Origin of the sequence: Agromyces mediolanus (assembly GCF_014648575.1) — a bacterium.
GTDB classification, from domain to species: domain Bacteria; phylum Actinomycetota; class Actinomycetes; order Actinomycetales; family Microbacteriaceae; genus Agromyces; species Agromyces mediolanus.
In genome coordinates this window covers 638,131-659,570 of sequence record NZ_BMRJ01000002.1, presented here as the reverse complement: position 1 = coordinate 659,570, position 21,440 = coordinate 638,131, and the positions used below count along the sequence as shown (strand labels likewise).

Here is a 21,440-nt window from a genome sequence, read left to right as displayed (position 1 = left end):
GGAATCACTGATCTGGACCTCGGTGTCGTGTGCTGCTGCGTGTGACGTGATCGTGTGACCGTTCACATCGACACCATGCTGCATCCGCGGGGCGGGCGTGTCAAGCCGGTGCGCGGAACCGGCGCGGCGAGCCGCTCAGCGCGCGACGGACGCCGGGCGCACCGCGACGGGCGCCGTCGAACCGCGCACCACGAGCCGCGGCACGATGTCCTCGACCTCGATCCGCTCGGCGCCGTGCACCTGGTTCAGCAGCAGCGCGACGGCCCGGCGGCCGATCTCGTGGAAGTCCTGGTACACGGTCGTGAGGGTCGGCGCGACGTGCTTCGCGACCGGGATGTCGTCGAAGCCGACGACGCTGACATCGCCCGGCACGTCGAGCCCGGCGTCGCGGAACGCGTGCATGAGCCCGATCGCCATCTCGTCGTTCGCCGCGAACACGGCGGTGAAGTCCCGGCGGCGCACGAGCTCGCTGCCCGCGTAGTAGCCGAAGTCGGCGGTCCAGTCGCCGAGGATCGGCGGGTGCAGGCCGAGCTCGGCGTCGTCGATCGCCTCGAGGAAGCCGCGCATCCGCGCCTCCGCCTCGATCCAGTCCTGCGGGCCGGCGAGGTGCACGATCTCGCGGTGGCCGAGCCCGATCAGGTGCTGCGTGGCGCGGCGGGCGCCCGTCACCTGGTCGACCGAGAGGGCGAGATGGTCGCGCCGTCCCGTCGACTGGAGGCTCACGAAGGGCACCCCGATCGAGGACGCGGCGAGCACCTCGAACACCCGCACCTGCGGGGCGATCACGACGAGCCCCTCGATGGCCTGCAGCATCAGGTGCTCGATCGCGTCGGCGATGCCGGCGGGCGAGGTGTCGGCGAGGTTCGCGGTGTTCACGTGGTAGCCGTGCTCGCGGGCGGCGTCCTCGATGGCCGCGATGCTCGTGGCCGGGCCGTAGGTCGTGCTCAGGGCGGCGAGCACGCCGATCGTGTTCGATCGGCTCGTCACGAGGGTGCGGGCGGCCCGGTTCGGCCGGTACTGCAGCGTCTCCATCGCCTGCAGCACGCGCTCGCGCGTCTCGGGGCGGATGCTCGGGTGGTCGTTCAGCACCCGGGACACGGTCTGGTGCGAGACCTCGGCCAGGCGCGCGACATCGCGGATGCTGGGCGCGCGCCCGCGGTCCTGGGGAGGAGACACTGTTCGCCGATCCGGATGTGCACGTTCACATCGCTGTCGCATCCATTATGCACGCCGCGCTCCCCGCGTACAGTCCGGCCATGTGACAGTCACAACGGGCGATCGAATCGAATCGATCGAGCCCCGGGGCATGAGAGCGCGCTCACCACACCCGCACGACGGCATTCGGTCGATTTCTGCGGGTCACGGCCTCCCGGCACCCGCAAATACCGCCGACACGCACCAGACGGGGCCGAGGCAGGGACGGCGCGCGACCAGCGCGCGCGGCTCAGCCGGCGGCGGGCGGACGCACCCGGGAGGCGAGCAGCACCGCGACCACCGCGATCGCCAACGCGACGGCGAAGTCCGGGGCGAAGCCGCCCCACACCACGGCACTCGACACGAGCGCGGTGATGGCGAGCGCGATCGAGGCGCCGAGCGACTCCGCGATCGAGAGCGCGGCGCTGTTGAAGCCCTGGGCCGAGACCGGCGACAGGCTCAGCACCGCGACCGAGAAGCGCGGGTACATGAAGCCCATCGCGCCGCCCGCGAGCGTCCAGGCCACGAAGGCGATCGCGGGGTGCAGGTGCAGCGCGGCGACCGCGAGCACCACGGCGAGCGCGACGACGAGCAGCGTCGAGCCGGTGACGACGGCGCGTACGTTCGAGATGCGGTCCCCGAGCCGGCCCTGCAGCCAGGAGGCCGCCGCCCAGCTCACCCCGGCCCCGGTGAGCACGGCGCCGGCGAGGCTCGGCTCGAAATCGTAGTCCTCGATGAAGAGGTACGGCAGGTAGATCTCGCTGCCGAAGAACGCGCCGGCCACGACGAGGCGCATGAGCACGGTCGCCGGCAGGCCGCGCGCGGCGCGCAGGGTGCCGGCGGGCAGGAGCGGGCGCACGGCCACGATCACGATGGCGACCGAGAGCGCGGCGACGACCCAGCGCAGCGGCGAGTCGAACTCCTTCGCGAGCGAGACGCCGAGTGCGGCCGCCGCGGTCAGCACGGCCCAGCCCACACGGGACGGGCTCCACGGCACGGCGGGATCGCCCTGCACCTTCGCACGGGCCCGGAGCAGCGGCGGCAGCAGCATCGCGGTCGCGGGGACGACGATGGCGATCACGCCGAGGAAGACCCAGTGCCAGCTCGCCTGCTCGGCGACGAAGCCGGCGACCGCGGGTCCGACGATCGAGGGGATGACCCACGCCGCGGCGAAGCCGGCGAACACCCGGGCTCGGATGGCCTCGGGGTACACCCGGCCGACGATCACGTAGAGCGGCACGATGACCGCGGCGCCCGCGATGCCGTGCACGAAGCGCCCGACGATGAACACGATCATGTCGGTCGCGGTGCCGGCGATCACGAGGCCGACGACGAAGAGCACACCGGAGGTCAGGAGCGACGGCAGCGGACCGTTGCGGTCGGTCCAGTTACCGGCGATGACCATGCCGATGATGCCCGCCGCGAGCGGCACGGCGAAGGCGAGCGCGTACAGCGCCTCGCCGTCGAGGTCGCGGGCGACGAGCGGCATGATCGTCGTGACGGCCATCGCCTCGAACGCGGCGAGGAAGATGAGCGCGAACATGCCGATCGAGAGCCACCGGTACGGCCGGGCGAGCGGACCGCCGACCGGCACCGCGGGCGCCGACGCGTCGCTCGCCGTCGGCTCGGCGGGCGCCACGGCGCGAGGTTCGGTGGAGGGGCTCGGGGATTCGCTCACTCGATCGACCCTAGGACTTCAAGGGCCCTTGAGGTCAACCGGCCGCGCCGGGATCCGGCGTCGACAGTTCGGCGAACGCCCGCACCGGGAAGGTGCCGAAGCCCTCGATCCGCGGCGGGACCGCGGTGAAGCGCGCGCCACGGGCCGGCAGCCGCTCGAGTCCGGTCAGGTGTTCGACGACGTGCACGCCGGCCGCGAGCAGCAGCGAGTGCGCGGGCCGCTCGCCTCCGCCGCCCTCCGTGTCGTCGATGTTCAGCGAGTCGATGCCGACGAGCGCGACGCCGGCCGCGATGAGGAAGCGCGCGCCCGCCTCGCTGAGGTACGGAGCTCCCGAGGCGTACTCGGGGGTGCCGAAGTGCCGGCTCCAGCCGGTGTGCAGCAGCACGGCGGCTCCCGCGAGCTCGGCGGCCGAGCGCTCGAAGAAGACCTCGGCGGGGATGCCGCGCTCCGCCGCATCCGCGAGGTGCAGCACCTGCGCCGGGAGCCCGACGAGGGTCGCGAGCTCGAGCGAGGCGAGGTCGCCGCCGTCGGCGTAGCGGTGGTACGGGCTGTCGAGGTAGGTGCCCGTGTTGCCCGCCATCGTGATGACGTCGATCGCGAACTCGGTGCCGGGCGCGTACACCTGCCGGGAGGCCGCGCGCGTCAGGTGCGGCGCGATGCTCGGCGCGGGGATGCCGGGGTACGTCACGAGCCCGGCGCGGATCGGGTGGCTGAGGTCGACGAGGCGGGATGCCGTGCCGGCGCCGGCCCCGCCGGGCGGCGTGCCGAGCGAGGCATCCGCGGCCACGCCCCGGGAGCCCTTGTGCGCCTCGGCGACGATCTCGAAGCGCGGGAACTCGACCGATCCGACGAGCGCGAGCCCGAGATGCCGCACGAGGAGCTCGGCGACCGCGGCCTCGCCGACGTCGGGCCCCGGCACGTCGAGCCGGAAGCCGCGGGCGCTCAGCCCGCCGCCGTTCACGAAGGCGATCTCGGCGTCGAAGACGGCCCGGTACTCGGTCATACGCGCTCCTCTACTCTGTGCTCGGATCCGGATCCGAGCGCCCTGGCCCGGGCGTCGGCGTCGGCCCCGCCCCGGCGCGAACGCCGGCCCGCGCGCACACGCCGCACGACGGTCACCGCGATCGCGGCCACCGCGAGCAGGGCGGGCACGACGAGGTTCGTCCCGGCGAGCACGAGCAGCCCGGCGGTGAGCACCGTCGCGACGACGGCGAGCCACCAGCCCACGCTCCAACGGCGCAGCAGCAGCGTCGCGGCGAGCATGCCGACGAAGTAGATCGCGACCATGTTGCTCGTGTGGATCAGGATGAACGCGCCCAGCGCGCCGCCGTTCGCGACGACGAGCACGAAGTACCCGAGCGAGACGACGCCGGTGAGGGCGAGCGCCCGCCGCGGCACCTCGCCGCCCGCGGCGCCCTTCGCGAAGTACCGGGGCAGGTCGCCGTCGCGGCCGAGCGCGGCGCCGAGATTGCCGAAGGCCGGCAGGTACGCGTTCATGACGCCCACGGTGACGATGACCGCGATCGCGGCGACGATCGCCGGGCCGATCCCGGGCAGCACGACGTCGACGAGGTCGATGAGCGGCACGACGCCCTGCCCGGCGCGCTCGCCGAGCACGCCGACGGTGACGAACTGCAGCGCGAGGTAGCCGACGCCGACCACGACGATCGCGATCGCGGTCGCGATGGGGATGACGCGGCGCGGGTTGCGGAACTCCCCCGCGATGTGCGTGCCGACCTCCCAGCCGGCGAACGCCCACACGAACAGGCTGATCGCGGTGCCCACCCCGGCCCAGCCGTTCGGGAGGAACGGGCTGAACGCCGCAGTCTCGACGTGCGGGAAGGTGAGCGCGACGACCGCGACGACGACGGCGAGCAGCAGCGCCGTGAGCACGAGCTGCACCCAGCCGGCGACCCGCACGCCGAACCAGCTGATGACGTAGGGCGGCACGAAGATCGCCGCAGCGATGAGCGGCACGGCCGCGCGGTCGACGCCGAGCGCCGCGACGACGTACTCGCCGCAGAGCAGCGTCACGACGGGCGCGCCGACGCAGACCCCGAAGTAGAACCAATACCCGGTCATCCGCGCGACGGTGTCGCCGAGCGAGCGGCGGGCGTAGCTCGCGACGCCGCCCGGGTCGGGGAAGCGGGCGGCGAGCGCCGCGAAGGTCCCCGCGAGCGGGATCGAGAGCACGAGCACCGCGGCGACCGCGAGCACCGAGGCGGGACCGGCGGCGGCGGCCGCGAGGCCGGGGAGGGCGAGGATGCCGGTGCCGAGCACGCTCGCGATGTAGAGCGCCGTGCCCTGCCCGAGGCCGAGGGTGCCGTGGCCGGCGGCCGGGGTCTCCGGTGCGGTCGCGGGGTGCTGCGTCGAGGTCACCGGCTCAGTCTGGCGCACTAGCCACTCGTCCCGCACTGGCAGGAGTGACACCCTCAGTGCATATCCTGCCAAGCTCGGCCGCCTGGCCGGACCGGCGGATACCTAGAGCCGCGCGAGCGTCTGGTCGATGTCGGCGAGCAGGTCGTCGACGTCCTCGATGCCGACCGAGAGCCGCACGATCGACGCCGGCACCTCCGCCTCCGTGCCGCGCACCGAGGCGTGCGTCATCTCGGAGGGGTAGTTGACGAGCGACTCGACGCCGCCGAGCGACTCGGCCAACTGGAACAGCTCGGTCGACTCCGCGAAGCGGCGGGCCGCCTCACCGCCGCCGGCCAGCTCGATCGAGAGCATGCCGCCGAAGCCCGACATCTGCCGGCCGGCGAGCTCGTGGCCGGGGTGCGACTCGAGGCCCGGGTAGTAGACGCGGGCGATGCCCGCGTGCTCCTCGAGCCGGCGGGCGATCGCGAGGGCGTTCTGGCTGTGCCGCTGCATCCGGATGCCGAGGGTCTTGATGCCGCGCGAGGTGAGGAACGCGTCGAACGGACCCGACACGGCGCCCGCCGCGAACTGCGTGAACTGCACCCGCTCGTGCAGCTCGTCCTGGCCGGGCGCGAAGACGACCGCGCCGCCGATGACGTCGGAGTGCCCGCCGAGGTACTTCGTGGTCGAGTGCACGACGACGTCGGCGCCGAGCGCGACCGGCTGCTGCAGCGCGGGGCTCGCGAAGGTGTTGTCGACGACGACGAGGAGGCCGGCCTCGTGGCCGAGCTCGGCGAGCGCGGCCACGTCGGAGATCTTCATGAGCGGGTTCGAGGGCGTCTCGATCCACAGCACCTTCGTTGCGCCCGGCTCGATCGCCGCGCGCACGAGGTCGAGGTCGCTCGTGTCGACGGTCGAGTGGCGCACGCCCCAGGCGCCGTGCACCCGGCGGATGAGCCGGTGCGTGCCGCCGTAGACGTCGTTGCCGATGACGACGTGGTCGCCGGGGGCGAGCACGGTGCGCAGCAGCGCGTCCTCGGCGGCGAGGCCGGAGGCGAAGGACAGCGCGTGCGCGCCGCCCTCGAGCGCCGCGAGCTGGGTCTCGAGGGCGGTGCGGGTCGGGTTGCCGCCGCGCGAGTACTCGTAGCCGCCGCGGAGGCCGCCGATGCCGTCCTGCACGTAGGTGGAGGTGGCGTAGATGGGCGGGATCACCGCGCCGGTCGTGGGGTCGAAGGCCTGGCCGGCGTGGATGGCTCGGGTGTCGAAACGGGCGTCGTCGGAGTTCATGATGGAGTCGCTTTCGAGTGGTTCGGAGAGACCGAGGGGCTGCGCTGCAGCCGGGGTCAGTGGGAGAGGTAGCCGAGCAGGTCGCTGCGGGTGACGACCCCGAGCGCCTTGCCGCCGTCGGTGACGAGCATGGCGGGGGCGTCGGTGAAGGCCTGCCGCGCCGCGGCGACGGGCTCGTTCACGCCGATCAGCGGCAGCGGGGCGCCGAGCACCTGGCCGACCTCGTCGGTGAGCTTCGCCGCGCCCGAGAAGACGCGTTCGAGCAGCTCCTCCTCGTGCAGCGCGCCGAGCACCTCGCCGAGCACGACGGGCGGCTCGTGCCCGACGACGACGAGCTGCGAGACGCCGGTCTCGGTCATCTTGTCGATCGCGTCGCGCACGGTGTCCTGCGGGAAGACGTGCACGAGCGGCTCGGTGCGGTCGGCCTTCGCGGCGAGCAGATCGGCGACGGTGTGCCCGCTCGGGGCGTTGCCGAAGCCGTAGGCGCGCAGCCACTTGTCGTTGAAGATCTTGCCGAGGTAGCCGCGACCGCCGTCGGGCAGCAGCACGACGAACACGTCGTCGGGCCCCGCCTTCGCGGCGGCCTCGAGCGCGGCGACGACCGCCATGCCGCTCGAGCCGCCGACGAGGATGCCCTCCTCGCGGGCCAGCCGTCGGGTCATCGCGAACGACGCGGCGTCCGAGACCTCGATGATCTCGTGCGGCACCGCCGGGTCGTAGGCGGTGGGCCAGAAGTCCTCGCCGACGCCCTCGACGAAGTAGGGCCGGCCGGTGCCGCCGGAGTACACCGAGCCCTCGGGGTCGGCGCCGATGATGCGCACCTGGTCGCCCGAGACCTCGCGGAGGTAGCGGCCGGTGCCCGTGATCGTGCCGCCCGTGCCGACGCCCGCGACGAAGTGGGTGACCCGGCCCTCGGTGTCGCGCCAGATCTCGGGCCCGGTGGTCTCGTAGTGCGAGCGCGGGCCGTTCGGGTTCGAGTACTGGTCGGGCTTGAACGCGCCGGGGATCTCTCGGACGAGCCGGTCGGAGACGCCGTAGTAGGACTCCGGGCTGTCGGGCGCGACGGCCGTCGGCGTCACGACGACCTCGGCGCCGTAGGCGGTCAGCACGTTGCGCTTGTCCTCGCCGACCTTGTCGGGGCAGACGAAGATGCAGCGGTAGCCGCGCTGCTGCGCCACCAGGGCGAGGCCGACGCCGGTGTTGCCGCTCGTGGGCTCGACGATCGTGCCGCCCGGCTTCAGCTTGCCCTCGCGCTCGGCCGCGTCGATGATGCGGCCGGCGATGCGGTCCTTCGAGGAGCCGCCGGGGTTCAGGTACTCGAGCTTCACGAGCACCGTCGCCTGCGTGACGCCCTCGGTGACGCGCGAGAGCTTGACGAGCGGGGTGTCGCCGACGAGGTCGACGATCGATTCTGCGTACTTCATGGCCGTGTTCATTCCTCGTGTGGGGTGCGTCGCATCGATCGGATGCCGCGCGCGACGCGATGAATAGGGGTCGCGGAGCTCAGCGACAACAACACAGCGAGAAGTTCACGCTCGACAGCCTAGCCGGTCGCCTCGGCTCGGCGCTTGGCCGATCCCTTCGCGGGGAAGAGCGTCTCGGATTCCTCGAGCGACATGCCGTTCGTCTCGGGCACCTTGAGGAAGACGAAGAGGAACGAGAGCGCGGCGAACAGCGCGTACATCCCGTAGGTGAAGAGCAGCGAGAAGTCGCTGAGCGCCGGGAAGCTGACCGTGATGAGGAAGTTCGCGATCCACTGCGCGGCCGCGGCGAGGCCGAGGGCGCGGGCGCGGATGCGGTTCGGGAAGATCTCGCCGAGCAGCACCCACACGAGCGGCCCCCACGAGAAGCCGAAGAACACCACGAACAGGTTCGCGGCGACGAGCGCGACCGGCCCCCAGGCGCCGGGCAGCGAGACCTCGCCGTCGACCGTCACGGAGTTCGCGAAGGAGAGCGCCATCGCCGCGAGCGACACCGTCATGCCCGCCGAGCCGACGAGCAGCAGCGGCCGCCGGCCGACCCGGTCGACGAGCGCGATCGCGACGAAGGTGACGACGATGTTCGTCACGGAGGTGATCACCGAGATGAGCAGCGAGTTCGACTCGTCGAAGCCGACCGCCTTCCAGAGGGTGGTCGAGTAGTAGAAGATCACGTTGATGCCGACGAACTGCTGGAAGACGCTCAGCAGGATGCCGATCCAGACGATGCCCTGCAGTCCCAGCACCGGCCCGCGCAGCGCGCCCTTGCGCTTCGCGTAGGCGTCCTGCTGCATCGAGTCGTGGATGTCGCGGATGGCCCGGTCCACCTCGTGCGGCTGGATGCGCGCGAGCACCTCCTTCGCCTTCGCCTCCTTGCCGGCCTTGACGAGGAAGCGCGGCGACTCCGGCAGGGTCAGCGCGAGCAGCCCGTAGACGAGCGACGGCACGATGCAGGCGAGGAACATCCAGCGCCAGGCCTCGAGCCCGAACCAGAACGACTCGGAGGCGCCGCCCGCGGCCGTCGCGAAGAGCGCGTCGGAGAGCAGGGCGGCGAAGATGCCGAACACGATCGCGAGCTGCTGCAGCGAGGCCAGCCGGCCGCGGGCCTTGCGCGGCGAGATCTCGGCGATGTAGGCGGGCGCGACGACCGAGGCGATCCCGATGCCGACGCCGCCGATGAGCCGCCAGACGATGAGGTCGACCACCCCGAAGGCGAAGCCGGAGCCGAGCGAGGAGACGAGGAAGAGGATGGCGCCGAGGACCATCACGGGGATCCGGCCGAAGCGGTCGGCCAGCCGGCCGGCGAGCTCGGAGCCGACGGCGCAGCCGAGCAGGGCGCTCGCGACGGCGAAGCCGGTCACCCCGGAGCTGAGGTCGAACTGGTGCTGGATGGCGTCGACCGCCCCGTTCACGACGGAGGAGTCGAAGCCGAAGAGGAAGCCGCCGACTGCGCCGGCGGCCGCGAGGCCGATCACCTTCGCGTTGAGCCCGTCTCCCCCGCCCGCCTGCGGCTCGGCTGCTGCGCTCGTCATGTGCGGTCTCCTCGCTCGCCCGGCCCACCCCCGGCGTCGGGGTCAGACTATGCCTTCGGCCCGGTGCAGGACGAGGGCTTGACTCGATCGTGGTATCCCGACCAGACTGCGAAAGCCCTGGGAGTACCCCGCCCAGTACCGGGGTTCGGATCTATGCATCCGTATCATCGGATCGACGCGTCGAGAGAGGTCCCCCCAGTGAGCGCCAGCCCCAAGCAGCCGTCGATCAAGCAGCAGCGCGCTGCCGCCCGCGAGGCGAAGCTCGCCGAGTTCCGCGCCAAGGAGGCCCGCCGCAAGCGGGTCCGCACGATCGGCATCGCCTCGGGCATCGTCGCTGTCGTGGCCGTCATCGGCCTGCTCGTGACCGCCATCGTGCTGACCCCGAAGCCGGCGAGCTACAGCAAGGGCGGCACCGGCGCCGAGATCGACGGCGTCGAGACCTTCGAGAACGGCGCCGGGCACGTGACGGGCACCGTGGACTACCCGCAGACGCCGCCCGCCGGCGGCGAGCACAACCAGGTCTGGCTGAACTGCGGTGTCTACGAGCAGCCCGTGCCGAGCGAGAACGCCGTGCACTCGATGGAGCACGGCGCGATCTGGGTCACCTACGACCCCGAGCGGGTCTCGGGCGACGCGCTCGCCACGCTGAAGTCGAAGCTGCCCTCCACCTACGTCGTCCTCTCCCCCTTCGAGGGCCTCGACACCCCGATCGCGCTCAGCGGCTGGAACGCGCAGCTGAAGCTCGACGACGCGGCCGACCCGCGCATCCCCGAGTTCTTCGAGGAGTACTGGCAGAGCCAGAACGTGCCCGAGCCGGGCGCGCTCTGCACGGGCGCCTTCGACGCGCCCGGCAAGGTCTCCTGACCCCGTGAGCCGCACGCGCATCGTCGCGGCCTCGATCGCCGGCGTCGTCGCCGTCGTGCTCGTCGCGGTCGCCGCGTTCGCCTTCGGCCGGCTCTCGACGGTGCCCGAGGCGACGCCGTCCGAGGGCAGCGCCGAGGCGGGCTTCGCCCGCGACATGCAGGTGCATCACAAGCAGGGCGTGGAGCTCGCCCTCATCGTGCGCCAGGTCACCGACGACGCCGAGGTGCGCCTGCTCGCCGACGACATCGCCGCGACGCAGGCCCAGCAGTCCGGTCAGCTGGCCGGCTGGCTGAACGTCTGGGACCTGCCCCAGTACAGCGCCGAGCCGCAGATGACGTGGATGACCGACGGGGGCGCGCACTCGCACACGGCGGGCGAGCCGATGCCCGGCCTCGCGACCCCCGAGCAGATCGCCGCGCTGCGGGCGGCGAGCGGCGTCGAGGCGGAGCGGGAGTTCCTCGAGCTGATGATCGCGCACCACCTCGGCGCCGTCGAGATGGCCGAGGCGCTCGAGGAGCGCTCGAGCCATCCGGTCGCCCTGGCCTTCGCGCGGGCCGTGATCGCCTCGCAGCAGTCCGAGATCGAGCTCATGCAGGGCATGCTCGACGCCCGCGGCTGAGCGAGCGCGCTCAGCCCTGCGCGGGCAGCGCGAGGTCGGCCTGCTCGCGGTAGAGCGAGGCGTACACCCCGCCGAGACCGAGCAGCTCGGCGTGCGTGCCGCGCTCGACGATGCGGCCGGCGACGACGACGAAGATGACGTCGGCCGAGACCACGGTCGTCAGCCGGTGCGCGATGGCGATGGTGGTGCGCCCCTTCGCGGCGTCGTCGAGGGCGGCCTGCACGACCCGCTCGGAAATCGTGTCGAGCGCGCTCGTGGCCTCGTCGAGCACGAGCACCGGCGGATCCTTCAGGAGCACCCGGGCGATCGCGATGCGCTGCTTCTCGCCGCCGGAGAGCCGGTAGCCGCGTTCGCCCACGACGGTGTCGTAGCCCTCGGGGAAGCTCGCGACGGTCTCGTGGATGTTCGCGGCGCGCGCCGCGGCCTCGAGCTCGGCGTCGGTGGCGTCGGGCTTCGCGTAGCGGAGGTTCTCGGCGATGGAGGCGTGGAAGAGGTACGTCTCCTGGCTGACGATGCCGATGCGCCCGACGAGCGACTCCTGCCGGAGCTCGCGCACGTCGACCCCGGCGAAGCGCACGGTGCCGCTCGTCGCCTCGTACAGCCGCGGCACGAGGTAGGACACCGTCGTCTTGCCGGCGCCCGACGGCCCGACGAAGGCGGCGAACTGCCCCGGCTCGATCGTGAACGAGACCTCGTCGAGCGTGGGGCGACCGTCGGCGTCGGCATCGGGGTAGCGGAACGACACCCGGTCGAACTCGACGCGGCCGAGCTCGGGGCCGTCGGGCACCTCGCGGGCGCCGGGGGCGTCGGTGATCGCCGGCTTCAGGTCGAGGTACTCGAAGATGCGGGCGAACAGGGCGCTGGAGGTCTGCAGGTCGAGCGCCACCCGCATGAGGCCCATCAGGGGGAAGAGCAGCCGCGCCTGCACGGTCGTGAACGCGACGATGGTGCCGGCGGTGACATCGGCCGCGCCGCCGGTGATGAGCCACCCCGACACGAGGTAGACGATGGCCGGGATCGAGGACATGAAGATGTTCACCATCGCGAAGAACCACTGACCGGTCATCTGCTGGCGCACCTGCAGGCCGATCTGGTTCCGGTTCTCGTCGGCGTAGCGGTCGATCTCGCTCTGCTGGCGGGTGAAGCTCTTCGACAGCAGGATGCCGGAGACCGAGAGCGTCTCCTGCGTGATCGCCGTCATCTCGGAGAGCGACTCCTGCGTCTTGCCGGCGATGCGGGCCCGCACCTGGCCCACCCGGCGCTGGGCGATCACCATGAACGGCATGAGCAGCAGCGCGACGAGGGTGAGCTGCCAGTTCAGGATGAGCATCGCGACGAACGCCGAGATGACGGTGACGGTGTTGCCGAGCACGCTCGACACGGTGTTCGTCAGCACGCCGGCGACGCCGCCGACGTCGTTCTGCAGCCGGGACTGGATGACGCCGGTCTTCGTGCGGGTGAAGAAGCTCAGCTCCATCGACTGCAGGTGCGAGAACAGGCGCACCCGCAGCGCGCCCATGACCTTGTTGCCGATCGTGGAGGTGAGCCAGGTCTGCCACACGGCGAGCAGCGCCGAGACGATGAACACCGCGATCATGCCGACGACGAGCCAGGTGAGCTGCGGCACGTCGGGCGGGAGCGCATCGCCCGCGGCGTTCTTCGGGAACAGGCCGTCGTCGAAGGCACGCTGGGTGAGCAGCGGCGGGATGACGCTGAGCGCCGCCCCGATCAGCACGAGCACGATCGTCGTGACGAGCGCGGCCCGGTGCGGCGCGAACAGCTCGGCGATGCGCCCGAGCAGGTTCGGGATCTTCGGGGCCTGAGCGTTCTCGGCGCGCTGGGCGGCCTCGTCGGCCGAGGCGATGCGCGTGCGCGGCTTGCCCATGCGCCCGCTCTGCCCGCCCGGCGCGGTTCGGTTCATGCTCACCGCTTCACCCTACGCCGCGCCGGGGGACGAGCGGATGCCGCGGGCGATCCGCCCGCGGCATCCGCTCCCCCGCCCTGGCTCAGCCCTTGGTCGACCCCGCCAGCAGGCCGCGCACGAAGTACCGCTGCAGGCCGAAGAAGACCGCGAGCGGGATGATGATCGAGATGAAGGCGCCCGCCGTCAGGCGCTCCCACTCCTGGCCGCGCGAGCCCACCATCTCCGCCAATCGCTGGGTGAGCGGCGCGACGTCCTGCGTGCCGCCCGAGAAGATGAGGGCGACGAGCAGGTCGTTCCACACCCAGATGAACTGGAAGATCGCGAACGACGCGATCGCCGGCGTCGCGAGCGGCAGCACGATGCGGAAGAAGATCTGCCCGTGCGTCGCGCCGTCGACCCTGGCGGCCTCGATGACCTCGCTCGGGATCTCCGCGATGAAGTTGTGCAGCAGGAAGATCGCGAGCGGCAGCGCGAACATCGCGTGCGCGAGCCAGACCGGCGCGTAGTTCTGCTCCGGGATGATCGGCACGACGTCGTGCAGCCACGCCTGCATCGGCCGCAGCCAGGTCGAGAAGATCTGCAGCAGCGGCACGAGCGCCATCTGCAGCGGCACGATCTGCAGCGCGAACACGAGGATGAACAGCACCCCGGCGCCCTTGAACTTGATCCACGCGAAGGCGTACGCCGCCATCGTCGCGAGCACGAGCGGGATGAGCGTGCCGACGAGCGAGATCGCGATGGAGTTCACGATGTACGCGCCGAGCTGCGGCGACGACTGCGAGGTCGAGAGCAGCACGTCCTTGTAGTTGTCGAGCGTGAAGCCCCAGTTCTCGAAGATCGTCCACCAGCCCGTGGTGCGCACGAGCTCGGCGGGACGGAACGAGGAGATCAGCAGGCCGAACGTGGGGATCGTCCAGAGCACGGCGATGATGAGGGCCGCGACCGTCGCGGTGCGCGAGGTGAGCCGCTTCTTGACGCGGGCGGACTTGGTGCCGACGACCTCGGTCAGGGCGGTCGTCTCGGCGGCCCCCTCGATCGAGCCGCGGTCCTTGCCTGTGGGCAGGTCGGCGGGCGCGATGCTCATCGGATCTCCCTCTGCTTGCGGAGCACGTTGATGTTGTAGACGACGATCGGGAGCACCAGGAGGAAGAGGATGAGCGCGAGGGCCGAGCCGCGGCCGACCTCGCTCGCCCGGAACGCCTGGGTGTACATCTCGTTCGCGATGACCGAGGTGTTGAAGTTGCCGGCGGTCATCGTGCGGACGATGTCGAAGACCTTCAGCGTCGCGATCGAGATCGTCGTGAGCACCACGACGAGCGCGCCGCGGATGCCGGGCACCGTGACGTTGACGAAGCGCTGCCAGCCGTTCGTGCCGTCGAGCTGGGCGGCCTCGATCTGCTCCGTCGGCACGCCCTTGATGGCCGCGCTCAGCAGCACCATCGCGAAGCCCGTCTGGATCCAGATCATCACGATGATGAGCAGGAAGGTGTTCAAGGGGTCGGTCTGCATGAACTGCACGGGCTCGCCGCCGAAGGCCGTCACGATCGCGTTCAGGAGGCCGATCTGCTCGCGGTCGCCCGAGCGGTACTCGTAGACGAAGCGCCAGATGATGCCCGCGCCCACGAAGGAGATCGCGATGGGCATGAACAGGATGACCTTGTAGTACTTCTCGCCGCGCGAGCGGTCGATGAACACGGCGTAGGCGAGGCCGATGGCCGTGGAGACCGTCGGCACGAGCAGCACCCAGATGACGGTGTTGATGAGCGTGCGGATCGCCGTCGGCTGGGTGAAGGTCCACACGAAGTTGTCGAGGGTCCACTCGCCGCCGGAGGTCTGGAAGGCGAGCAGCGAGGTGCGGATGGCCGGGTACACGAGGCCGATCGCGAGGAAGATCAGCGCCGGGGCGAGGAAGCCGACGAGCTGCCAGTAGTCGCGGCCCTTCTTCGGCGCCTTGTCGATGAAGAAGATGAGCAGGCCGACGACGGCGGCCAGTACGGCGAGCCCCATCACCACCTGCAGGAGCTTGCCGAGCAGATCGGCGGTCGTCATCGTGCCTCCCGGGTTTTCGTCTTCGAAGCCAGCCGGAGCTGGAGGGGGGTGCGAGGGGCGGAGCCGTGCGGCTCCGCCCCTCGATCATGCCGCGCTGGGCGCTGGGTCTGCGACCGGCGCGCGGCGTTCGCTCAGCTGGCGGGCCAGCTGGACTCGATGGTGTTCAGCGTGTCCGCGGTGCTCTGCCCCGTGGTCCAGGCGACCATGCCCTTCCAGAAGGAGTCGGCGCCGACGGCACCGGGCATGAGGTCCGAACCGTCGAAGCGGAACGTCGTCTCGGGGTCCTGCAGGATCTCGATCGACTGCTCGAGCAGCTCGCTCGACGCGTTCTTCGGGTCGAGGCCCTTGTTCGCGCTGATGACGCCGCCGAGCTTCACGCGGTTGTTCGCCCAGGTGTCGCTGGAGAGGTAGGCGCGCACGGCCTCGACCTCTTCGGCGTCGCGGAAGGCGACCGGGAACTCGCCGCCGCCGGTGACCGACAGCGGGTCGTCGGCGTTGGCCGGCGGCATCAGGAAGGCGAAGACCGAGCCGTCGCTCGCGACCGTGTTGGCGTCGCCGCCGTCCGGGTTCCAGAAGGTCTCGTAGAACGAGGCCTGGTGGTGCAGCGAGCACTGGCCGTCGAGGATCGGGAGCCCGGCGGTCTGGAAGGCCTCGGTGACGATCGTCGACACGTCGCCGATGCCGCCGTTGACCATGGCGTCGCTCTTCAGGATCTCGCCCGCGGCGTCGAAGGCCTCCGCGACCTTCGGATCGTTGAACGGGATGCCGTGGGTGACCCACTGGTCGTACACGTCGGCGCCGTGCAGGCGCAGCATGTAGTCCTCGATCCAGTCGGTGCCCGGCCAGCCGGTGGCGTCGCCCGACTCGAAGCCGACGCACCAGGGCTTGTGGTCGCCCTCGGCCGCGATCTTCTCGGAGAGCGCGTTCAGCTCGTCGAGGGTCTTCGGGATCTCGTAGCCCTTCTCCTCGAACTCGGACGGCGAGTACCAGATGTAGCCCTTGATGCTCGCCATGAGCGGCGCGGCGTAGAAGGTGTCGTCGTAGGTGCCGTACTGCTTCCAGTCCTCGCTCCAGAACTCGTCGACGTTGGCCTCGACCTCCTGGGATGCGGGGACCAGCCAGCCGCCGTCGGCGAGCCGGCCGAGCAGGCCCGGCTGGGGCACGATGCCGATGTCGGGGGCGTTGCCGCCCTCGGCGAGCACGGCGATCTGGGCCTCGAACTCGCTCGAGCCCTGGTAGGTGATCTCGATGCCGGTGCAGGTCTGGAAGTCCTTCCAGGACTCGACCAGGCGGTCGGCCTCGAGGTCGAGGATGGTGCCGCTGATGGACACCTTCTTGCCCTCGAAGGTGCCGTACTGCTCGTAGGGCGCGCAGTCGACGTCGGCGGCATCCTCGTTGGCGATGTCGCCCGTACATGCCGTGAGGGCCAGGCCGAGCGCGGCGGCCGCCACGACGGGGACCACCAATCGGCGATGACGCGTGAAACGCATAGCTCTCTCCTCGTTGAGTGTGGTGCAGGCGGACCGGAACCGGTTCCAGCGACCACCGTAGAGCACGGTCGCGTCTCGCCACAAGTGACCCCCGATCACGAATCGGCGACAAGTCACTCCCGGGCCAGCGTTGGGTGAGAGCGCTTCCACGAAAATCTCCCGTTCGACCGGCAAAACGTGATCTCGACTGGAACCGGTTCCATACATCCGGCCCGGGCGAGTATGCTCTGCATCGAATACGCCGAGTGAGGAGCCGCGATGACCGCGATCGCCGACGTCGCACGCCTCGCCGGCGTCTCGAAGGCGACCGCCTCCAGGGCGCTCTCCGGGCGCGGGCACGTCGCCGAGGCGACCCGCCGCAGGGTCGAGACGGCGGCCGCGGAGATCGGCTACATCGTCTCCCCCGACGCCGCGAGCCTCGTCACCGGCCGCACGAAGAACATCGGCGTCGTCATCCCCTTCGTGAACCGCTGGTTCTTCGGCGAGGTGCTCGAGGGCCTCGAGCGCACGCTGCTCAGCGCCGGCTACGACCTCACCCTCTACAACGTCGACGGCGCGGGGCCCGACCGCGACCGCGTCTTCGAGTTCTTCCTCGCGCGCAAGCGCGTCGACGCGGTCATCGCGGTCGGCGTCGACCTCGCCGAGCACGAGCTCGCGGCCCTCGAACGGCGCGACAAGCCGGTCGTCGTCCTCGGCGGCGGCGAAGCCGGCGCGCTCGGCCCGGCCCGCCTGGGCATCGACGACCGGGCGGTCGGGCAGCTCGCCACCGAGCATCTGCTGCAGCTCGGGCACACCCGCCTCGTGCACCTCGCGGGCGACGGTGCGGCCGCCCGGCCGCTCAGCGTGCAGGGCCTGCGCCGGCACGGCTACCTCGACGCGATGTCGGCGGCGGGACTCGCGCCGCGGGGGCGCGCCGAGGTCGTCGAGACCGAGATGACGATGCCGGGCGGCTACGAGGCCGCCCTGCAGCTGCTCGGCCAGCCCGGACGGCGTCCCACGGCCGTGTTCGCGGCCTCCGACGAGGTGGCCTTCGGGGCCATCCGCGCGGCCGAGCGACTCGGCATGTCGGTGCCGCACGACCTCTCGATCGTCGGCGTCGACGGGCACGAGTACGCCGAGATGTTCGGCCTCACCACGGTCGAGCAGTCCCCGAGCGGGCAGGGCCGGGCGGCCGTCGACCTCGTGCTCCGGCTGCTCGGCGAGGGCGCGGAGGCCGACCCGCTGCCCGACTCGGGCGCGCCGCTGCCGACCCGCCTGGTGGTGCGCACCTCGACGATGCGCGCCCCGCTCTAGCCCGCGGGTGCATAACGTCACTTTCTGCGGGTGCGTCGGCGCGCGCACCCACAAAGAGTGACGTCTTGCGGATCTAGCCGGCGTCGCCCGCGGTGATCGCCTCGGCCTCGGTGAGCGCGGGCTCCGCCTCGACGCGGTCGACGCGGCGCAGCGCCCGGTGCCCGAGCACGACGATGACGAGCGCGACGGCGACCGAACCGGCCGCCGCGTAGTACGGGGCGTCGGGCGCGATCAGGTGGGCGAGCTCCGCCGCGGCGGGCGGGGCGACCGCGCCGCCGAGGAAGCGCACCGCCGAGTACGCGCTCGAGGCCACCGAGCGCTGGAGGTCGGTCGCCTCCATCACGCACTCGGTGAGCACCGTGTTCAGCACGCCGAGCACGAGGCCGCCGATCACGATGCAGACGACGAGCGCCGTCGGGTTCGCGATCACGAGGCCCGCGGCGACGAGGTCGACGGCGAGCAGCGGCAGGGCGATCCACAGCACGCGGGTGCGCGGCATCCGGGCCGTCAGGAGCGGCGCCACGAACACCGAGGTGACCGCGAGCGCGAGGCCCCAGCCGAAGAAGGTGAAGCCGAGCCCGAGCGCGTCGAAGCCCAGCGGGAACGGCGAGTAGGCGAGCAGCACGAAGAAGCCGATGTTGTAGAACAGCGCGGCGGCGGCGAGCACCGCGAGCGCGGGCTGGCGGAGCGCCCGGAGGGGCGCGGAGAGCTTCGTCGGCACGGGCTTCTCGGCATCCTGCTCCGGCCGCAGGAACGCGACGATCGCGATGAAGCCGATCGCCATGAGCGCGGCGGTGCCGAAGAACGGGCCGCGCCAGCTCAGATGGCCGAGCAGGCCGCCGAGGAGCGGGCCGATCGCGATGCCGAGCCCGAGCGCGGCCTCGTAGAGGATGATCGCCGAGCCCGTGCCGCCGGACGCGGCGCCGACGATCGTCGCGAGCGCGGTCGAGATGAACAGCGCGTTGCCGAGTCCCCAGCCGGCGCGGAAGCCGATGACGGACTCGACGTTCTGCGACAGCCCCGCGGCGGCCGCGAAGATCACGATGAGACCGAGGCCGATGAGCAGCGTCTTCTTCGCGCCGATGCGGCTCGAGAGCCAGCTCGTGCCGAGCATGGCGAGGCCGGTGATGAGCAGGTAGCTCGTGAAGAGCATCTCGGTCTCGGTCGGCGTGGCCTGCAGGCTCTCGGCGATGGCCGGCAGGATGGGGTCGACGAGGCCGATGCCCATGAAGGCGATGACGCAGGCGAAGGCGACCGCCCACACCGCCTTCGGCTGCTTGAGGATGGATGCGGATGTCTCGTGCGAGCCGTGGCTCATTCGTGCTCCTTGCTGCGGCCGAGGCTGGCGTCGGCCCGATCGAGGCCGGCCTGCAGCACCGCGACGGTGCGCTCCAGGGCGGCGAGGTCGTCGTCGGAGAGCTCTGGGAACATCGGCGCGATGGTCGCCGTGAGCTCGTCGCGCCACGCGTCGAGCGCCGTGAGCCCGGCCGGCTCGGCGGCGACGCGCAGGGCGCGGCCGTCGTCGGGGTCGGGCGTGCGGCGCACCCAGCCGCGCTCCTCGAGCGCGTTGACGAGCTTCGTCATGGTCGGCTGGGTGACCCGGCTGACCCTGGCGAGCTCGCCGAGGCGCAGCGGGCCGAGGTCGCGCAGCACGCCGAGGGTGCGCCAGACGGCGGGCGACTCCTCGCTGCCGGTCGCGGTCGCCGCGACGCGGACGAGCCGGCTGTTCGCCGACACGAGCGCGCCGATGAGGGCGGGCAGGTCGAGGTCGCGTGGCATGCCCACCAGTATACATAGCCTGGCTATATATCTCTGGACTGCCCACGAAATCCCCGCCGACCCGCGAGAATAGGAGGGCTGCGCGCGAGCGCGGCGACGCAGACGAAAGGGCGCAGATGGGCACCAGCTACCTCGAACAGCCGTTGCTCACCTCACCCGGCCAGCCGCTGCGCGTGGCCGTCTACTCGCGCATCGCCCACGGCATCCGCACCGGGGTGTTCCCGCTCGGCACGGCCCTCCCCCGCGAGACCGAGCTCGGCACCGCGCTCGGCGTGAGCCGCACCGTCGTCCGCGAGGCGCTCATGCTGCTCGAGGAGGACGGCCTGATCAGCACGAGGCGGGGCGTCGGCCGCTTCGTCGCCGACGCCGTGCCGCACGCGGGGCTCGAGGAGTTCCGCCCGCTCGAGCTCGTGCTCGCCGAGCCCGGCGTCACCATCGAGCTGCGCCACGTCGAGCTCACCCAGCAGACCGCGACGGACTTCGTCTCGACGTACCTGCAGCTCGCCGACGACGCCCGGTTCTGGTTCCGCGAGGCGATCGCCTCCCGCAACGGGGAGCCGATCGCCGTCGTGCAGGAGTACCTGCCCGTGGGCGACGACCGGGCCGGCTTCGGCGCCGCGGTCGAGGCGGCCCTCCCCGACATCGACGAGGCCCGCTCGACCGTGCTGATGCGCATCATCGACCGCACCGGGCTCGCCTTCGTGACCGGGGTCTGCCGCATCGGCGTCAGCGTCGCCGGGGCGACCCGGGCGAAGCAGCTCGAGCTGAAGGCGGCCGACCCGGTCATGCTGCTCACGCAGACGGCCGACCTCGACGGCCGGCCCGCCTACCTCGCGAAGGTCATCGTCGCGCCCTCGGTCGGGCACCTCGCGGTGCGGCAGTCCTCGGGCGGCTGAGCGGGAGCGTCTCCGCTCAGACGGGGAGCCGCGCCTCGAGCGCGCGCCGGACCGCCGGCTCGAGGAACGCCGCGGCGACGCTCGTGCGATCGAGCTCCGCGAGCGAGCGCTCGTCCCAGCCGAGCTGCGCGACGAGCACTCGGCGCTCGGCCGCGAGGTCGGAGCCCGTCTGCATCGGGTTGTCGTCGCCGAGCGCGAGCCGGACCCCGGCTCGCCGCATGGCTGCACCCGGGTGGTCGGCGACCCGATCGATCGCCCCGGTGAAGTGGTTCGAGGTCGGGCAGATCTCGACGACGAGCCCGGCATCGGCCGCCCGGGCGAGCTGCTCCGGGTCGTCGACGAGGTGCGCGCCGTGCCCGATCCGGCTGACGCCGAGCCAGTGGAGCGCGTCGGCCACGGCCGCCGCCTCGCCCGCCTCGGCGGCGTGGCAGGTGAGCCCGAGGCCCGCCGCGGCGGCGACGCCGAACGCCGGCGCGTGCACGTCGTGCCGCGGGAAGCGCGACTCGTCGCCCGCGAGGTCGAAGCCGCAGACGACGTCGCCGGCGGCCGCGGCCGCCGCCCGGGCGACCGCGAGGTTCGTCGCCTCGTCGTGGTGGCGGAGCGCGGCGACGACGGCGCCCGACGGCATCCCGCTCGCGGCGCTGCCCGCGGCCATCCCCCGGGCGACCGCGGCGATCACCTCGGCGAGGCCCCGATCGTCGTCGGCGTGCGTGGCCGGCCCGAAGCGCAGCTCCAGGTAGTCCTGGCCGCCCGCCGCGGCATCCTCGACCGCCTCCCTGGCGATCCGCTCGATCGCGTCGAGCCGGCGGAAGAACGGATAGCTCGCGGCGACCTTCTCGAGGTACGCGGTGAGATCCGCGGGCCCGTCGAGCCGGAGCGCCCGCGCCCAGCCGGCGGGCGGCTCCGGCACGCCGGCCCCCCGAGCGAGCTCGGCGGCCGTCTCCGGCCGCACCCGCCCCTCGAGGTGGCTGTGCAGGTTGATCAGCATCGGCCCGCGGC

General features: G+C 71.9%; 18 protein-coding genes. 4 read left to right on the top strand and 14 right to left on the bottom strand.

All coding sequences use genetic code 11. From position 1 onward, the window contains the following. Window positions 1–135: 135 nt before the first annotated feature. The 7 genes from IEY71_RS12875 to IEY71_RS12845 form a co-directional block, all read right to left on the bottom strand. The gene (locus tag IEY71_RS12875; RefSeq protein ID WP_373292265.1) at window positions 136–1,176 is read right to left on the bottom strand and encodes a LacI family DNA-binding transcriptional regulator; all 1,041 of its coding nucleotides are present in this window, start codon (window positions 1,174–1,176) and stop codon (window positions 136–138) included. Window positions 1,177–1,444: 268 nt separating this feature from the next. Further along, window positions 1,445–2,872 (bottom strand): MFS transporter, encoded by a 1,428-nt coding sequence (locus IEY71_RS12870; RefSeq protein WP_229781726.1) that lies wholly within the window; start codon window positions 2,870–2,872, stop codon window positions 1,445–1,447. Between the two features lie 34 nt (window positions 2,873–2,906). Then, window positions 2,907–3,875: a cyclase family protein gene (locus IEY71_RS12865; protein ID WP_189085715.1), complete on the bottom strand. Its 969-nt coding sequence runs from the start codon at window positions 3,873–3,875 to the stop codon at window positions 2,907–2,909. Beyond that, on the bottom strand, window positions 3,872–5,251 hold the full coding sequence (locus IEY71_RS12860) for an APC family permease (RefSeq protein ID WP_189085714.1): 1,380 nt from the start codon (window positions 5,249–5,251) through the stop codon (window positions 3,872–3,874). The genes IEY71_RS12865 and IEY71_RS12860 overlap by 4 nt, the downstream gene beginning before the upstream one ends. A 102-nt stretch (window positions 5,252–5,353) precedes the next feature. Continuing rightward, a complete protein-coding gene (locus IEY71_RS12855) occupies window positions 5,354–6,517 on the bottom strand; it encodes a cystathionine gamma-synthase (RefSeq protein WP_189085713.1) in 1,164 nt (387 codons plus the stop codon). A gap of 56 nt (window positions 6,518–6,573) precedes the next feature. Continuing rightward, entirely contained in the window at window positions 6,574–7,941 is a 1,368-nt protein-coding gene (locus tag IEY71_RS12850; RefSeq protein WP_189085712.1) for a cystathionine beta-synthase, read from the bottom strand. Between the two features lie 119 nt (window positions 7,942–8,060). Beyond that, entirely contained in the window at window positions 8,061–9,527 is a 1,467-nt protein-coding gene (locus IEY71_RS12845; protein ID WP_189085711.1) for a sugar porter family MFS transporter, read from the bottom strand. 198 nt (window positions 9,528–9,725) lie between these two features. Here IEY71_RS12845 and IEY71_RS12840 point away from each other — a divergent pair, with 198 nt between their 5' ends. Next, a complete protein-coding gene (locus tag IEY71_RS12840; RefSeq protein WP_229781725.1) occupies window positions 9,726–10,391 on the top strand; it encodes a thioredoxin-like domain-containing protein in 666 nt (221 codons plus the stop codon). A 4-nt stretch (window positions 10,392–10,395) separates the two neighbouring features. Continuing rightward, window positions 10,396–11,010, top strand: coding sequence for a DUF305 domain-containing protein (locus IEY71_RS12835; protein WP_229781724.1), 615 nt, complete (start codon window positions 10,396–10,398; stop codon window positions 11,008–11,010). A 10-nt stretch (window positions 11,011–11,020) separates the two neighbouring features. On the opposite strand, the gene IEY71_RS12830 is transcribed toward IEY71_RS12835, so the two are convergent. From IEY71_RS12830 to IEY71_RS12815, 4 genes are all read right to left on the bottom strand, one after another. Beyond that, on the bottom strand, window positions 11,021–12,931 hold the full coding sequence (locus IEY71_RS12830; RefSeq protein WP_373292270.1) for an ABC transporter ATP-binding protein: 1,911 nt from the start codon (window positions 12,929–12,931) through the stop codon (window positions 11,021–11,023). An 85-nt stretch (window positions 12,932–13,016) separates the two neighbouring features. Continuing rightward, window positions 13,017–14,018 carry a carbohydrate ABC transporter permease gene (locus IEY71_RS12825; RefSeq protein WP_189085709.1) on the bottom strand — a complete coding sequence of 334 codons (1,002 nt, stop codon included), beginning with the start codon at window positions 14,016–14,018 and terminating at the stop codon, window positions 13,017–13,019. Beyond that, window positions 14,015–14,983, bottom strand: a complete 969-nt coding sequence (locus tag IEY71_RS12820) for a carbohydrate ABC transporter permease (RefSeq protein ID WP_189085708.1) — start codon at window positions 14,981–14,983, stop codon at window positions 14,015–14,017. Before IEY71_RS12820 ends, IEY71_RS12825 begins: the two co-directional genes overlap by 4 nt. Before the next feature lie 131 nt (window positions 14,984–15,114). Next, the gene (locus IEY71_RS12815; RefSeq protein ID WP_189085707.1) at window positions 15,115–16,473 is read right to left on the bottom strand and encodes an ABC transporter substrate-binding protein; all 1,359 of its coding nucleotides are present in this window, start codon (window positions 16,471–16,473) and stop codon (window positions 15,115–15,117) included. 258 nt (window positions 16,474–16,731) lie between these two features. Between IEY71_RS12815 and IEY71_RS12810 the strand changes: the two genes are divergently transcribed. Further along, window positions 16,732–17,766, top strand: coding sequence for a LacI family DNA-binding transcriptional regulator (locus tag IEY71_RS12810; protein ID WP_189085706.1), 1,035 nt, complete (start codon window positions 16,732–16,734; stop codon window positions 17,764–17,766). Window positions 17,767–17,839: 73 nt separating this feature from the next. Here the strand turns inward: IEY71_RS12810 and IEY71_RS12805 are convergent, their stop codons facing one another. Together IEY71_RS12805 and IEY71_RS12800 are read right to left on the bottom strand one after the other, a co-directional pair. Next, window positions 17,840–19,084 carry an MFS transporter gene (locus tag IEY71_RS12805; protein ID WP_189085705.1) on the bottom strand — a complete coding sequence of 415 codons (1,245 nt, stop codon included), beginning with the start codon at window positions 19,082–19,084 and terminating at the stop codon, window positions 17,840–17,842. Further along, window positions 19,081–19,545 carry a MarR family winged helix-turn-helix transcriptional regulator gene (locus IEY71_RS12800; protein WP_189085704.1) on the bottom strand — a complete coding sequence of 155 codons (465 nt, stop codon included), beginning with the start codon at window positions 19,543–19,545 and terminating at the stop codon, window positions 19,081–19,083. The genes IEY71_RS12805 and IEY71_RS12800 overlap by 4 nt, the downstream gene beginning before the upstream one ends. Window positions 19,546–19,661: 116 nt before the next feature. Between IEY71_RS12800 and IEY71_RS12795 the strand changes: the two genes are divergently transcribed. Then, complete coding sequence (locus IEY71_RS12795; protein WP_189085703.1) at window positions 19,662–20,441, top strand: GntR family transcriptional regulator; 780 nt, start codon at window positions 19,662–19,664, stop codon at window positions 20,439–20,441. Window positions 20,442–20,457: 16 nt separating this feature from the next. Here IEY71_RS12795 and add read toward each other — a convergent pair whose 3' ends face one another. Then, window positions 20,458–21,429, bottom strand: coding sequence for an adenosine deaminase (gene add / locus IEY71_RS12790; protein WP_189085702.1), 972 nt, complete (start codon window positions 21,427–21,429; stop codon window positions 20,458–20,460). Window positions 21,430–21,440: the final 11 nt, after the last annotated feature.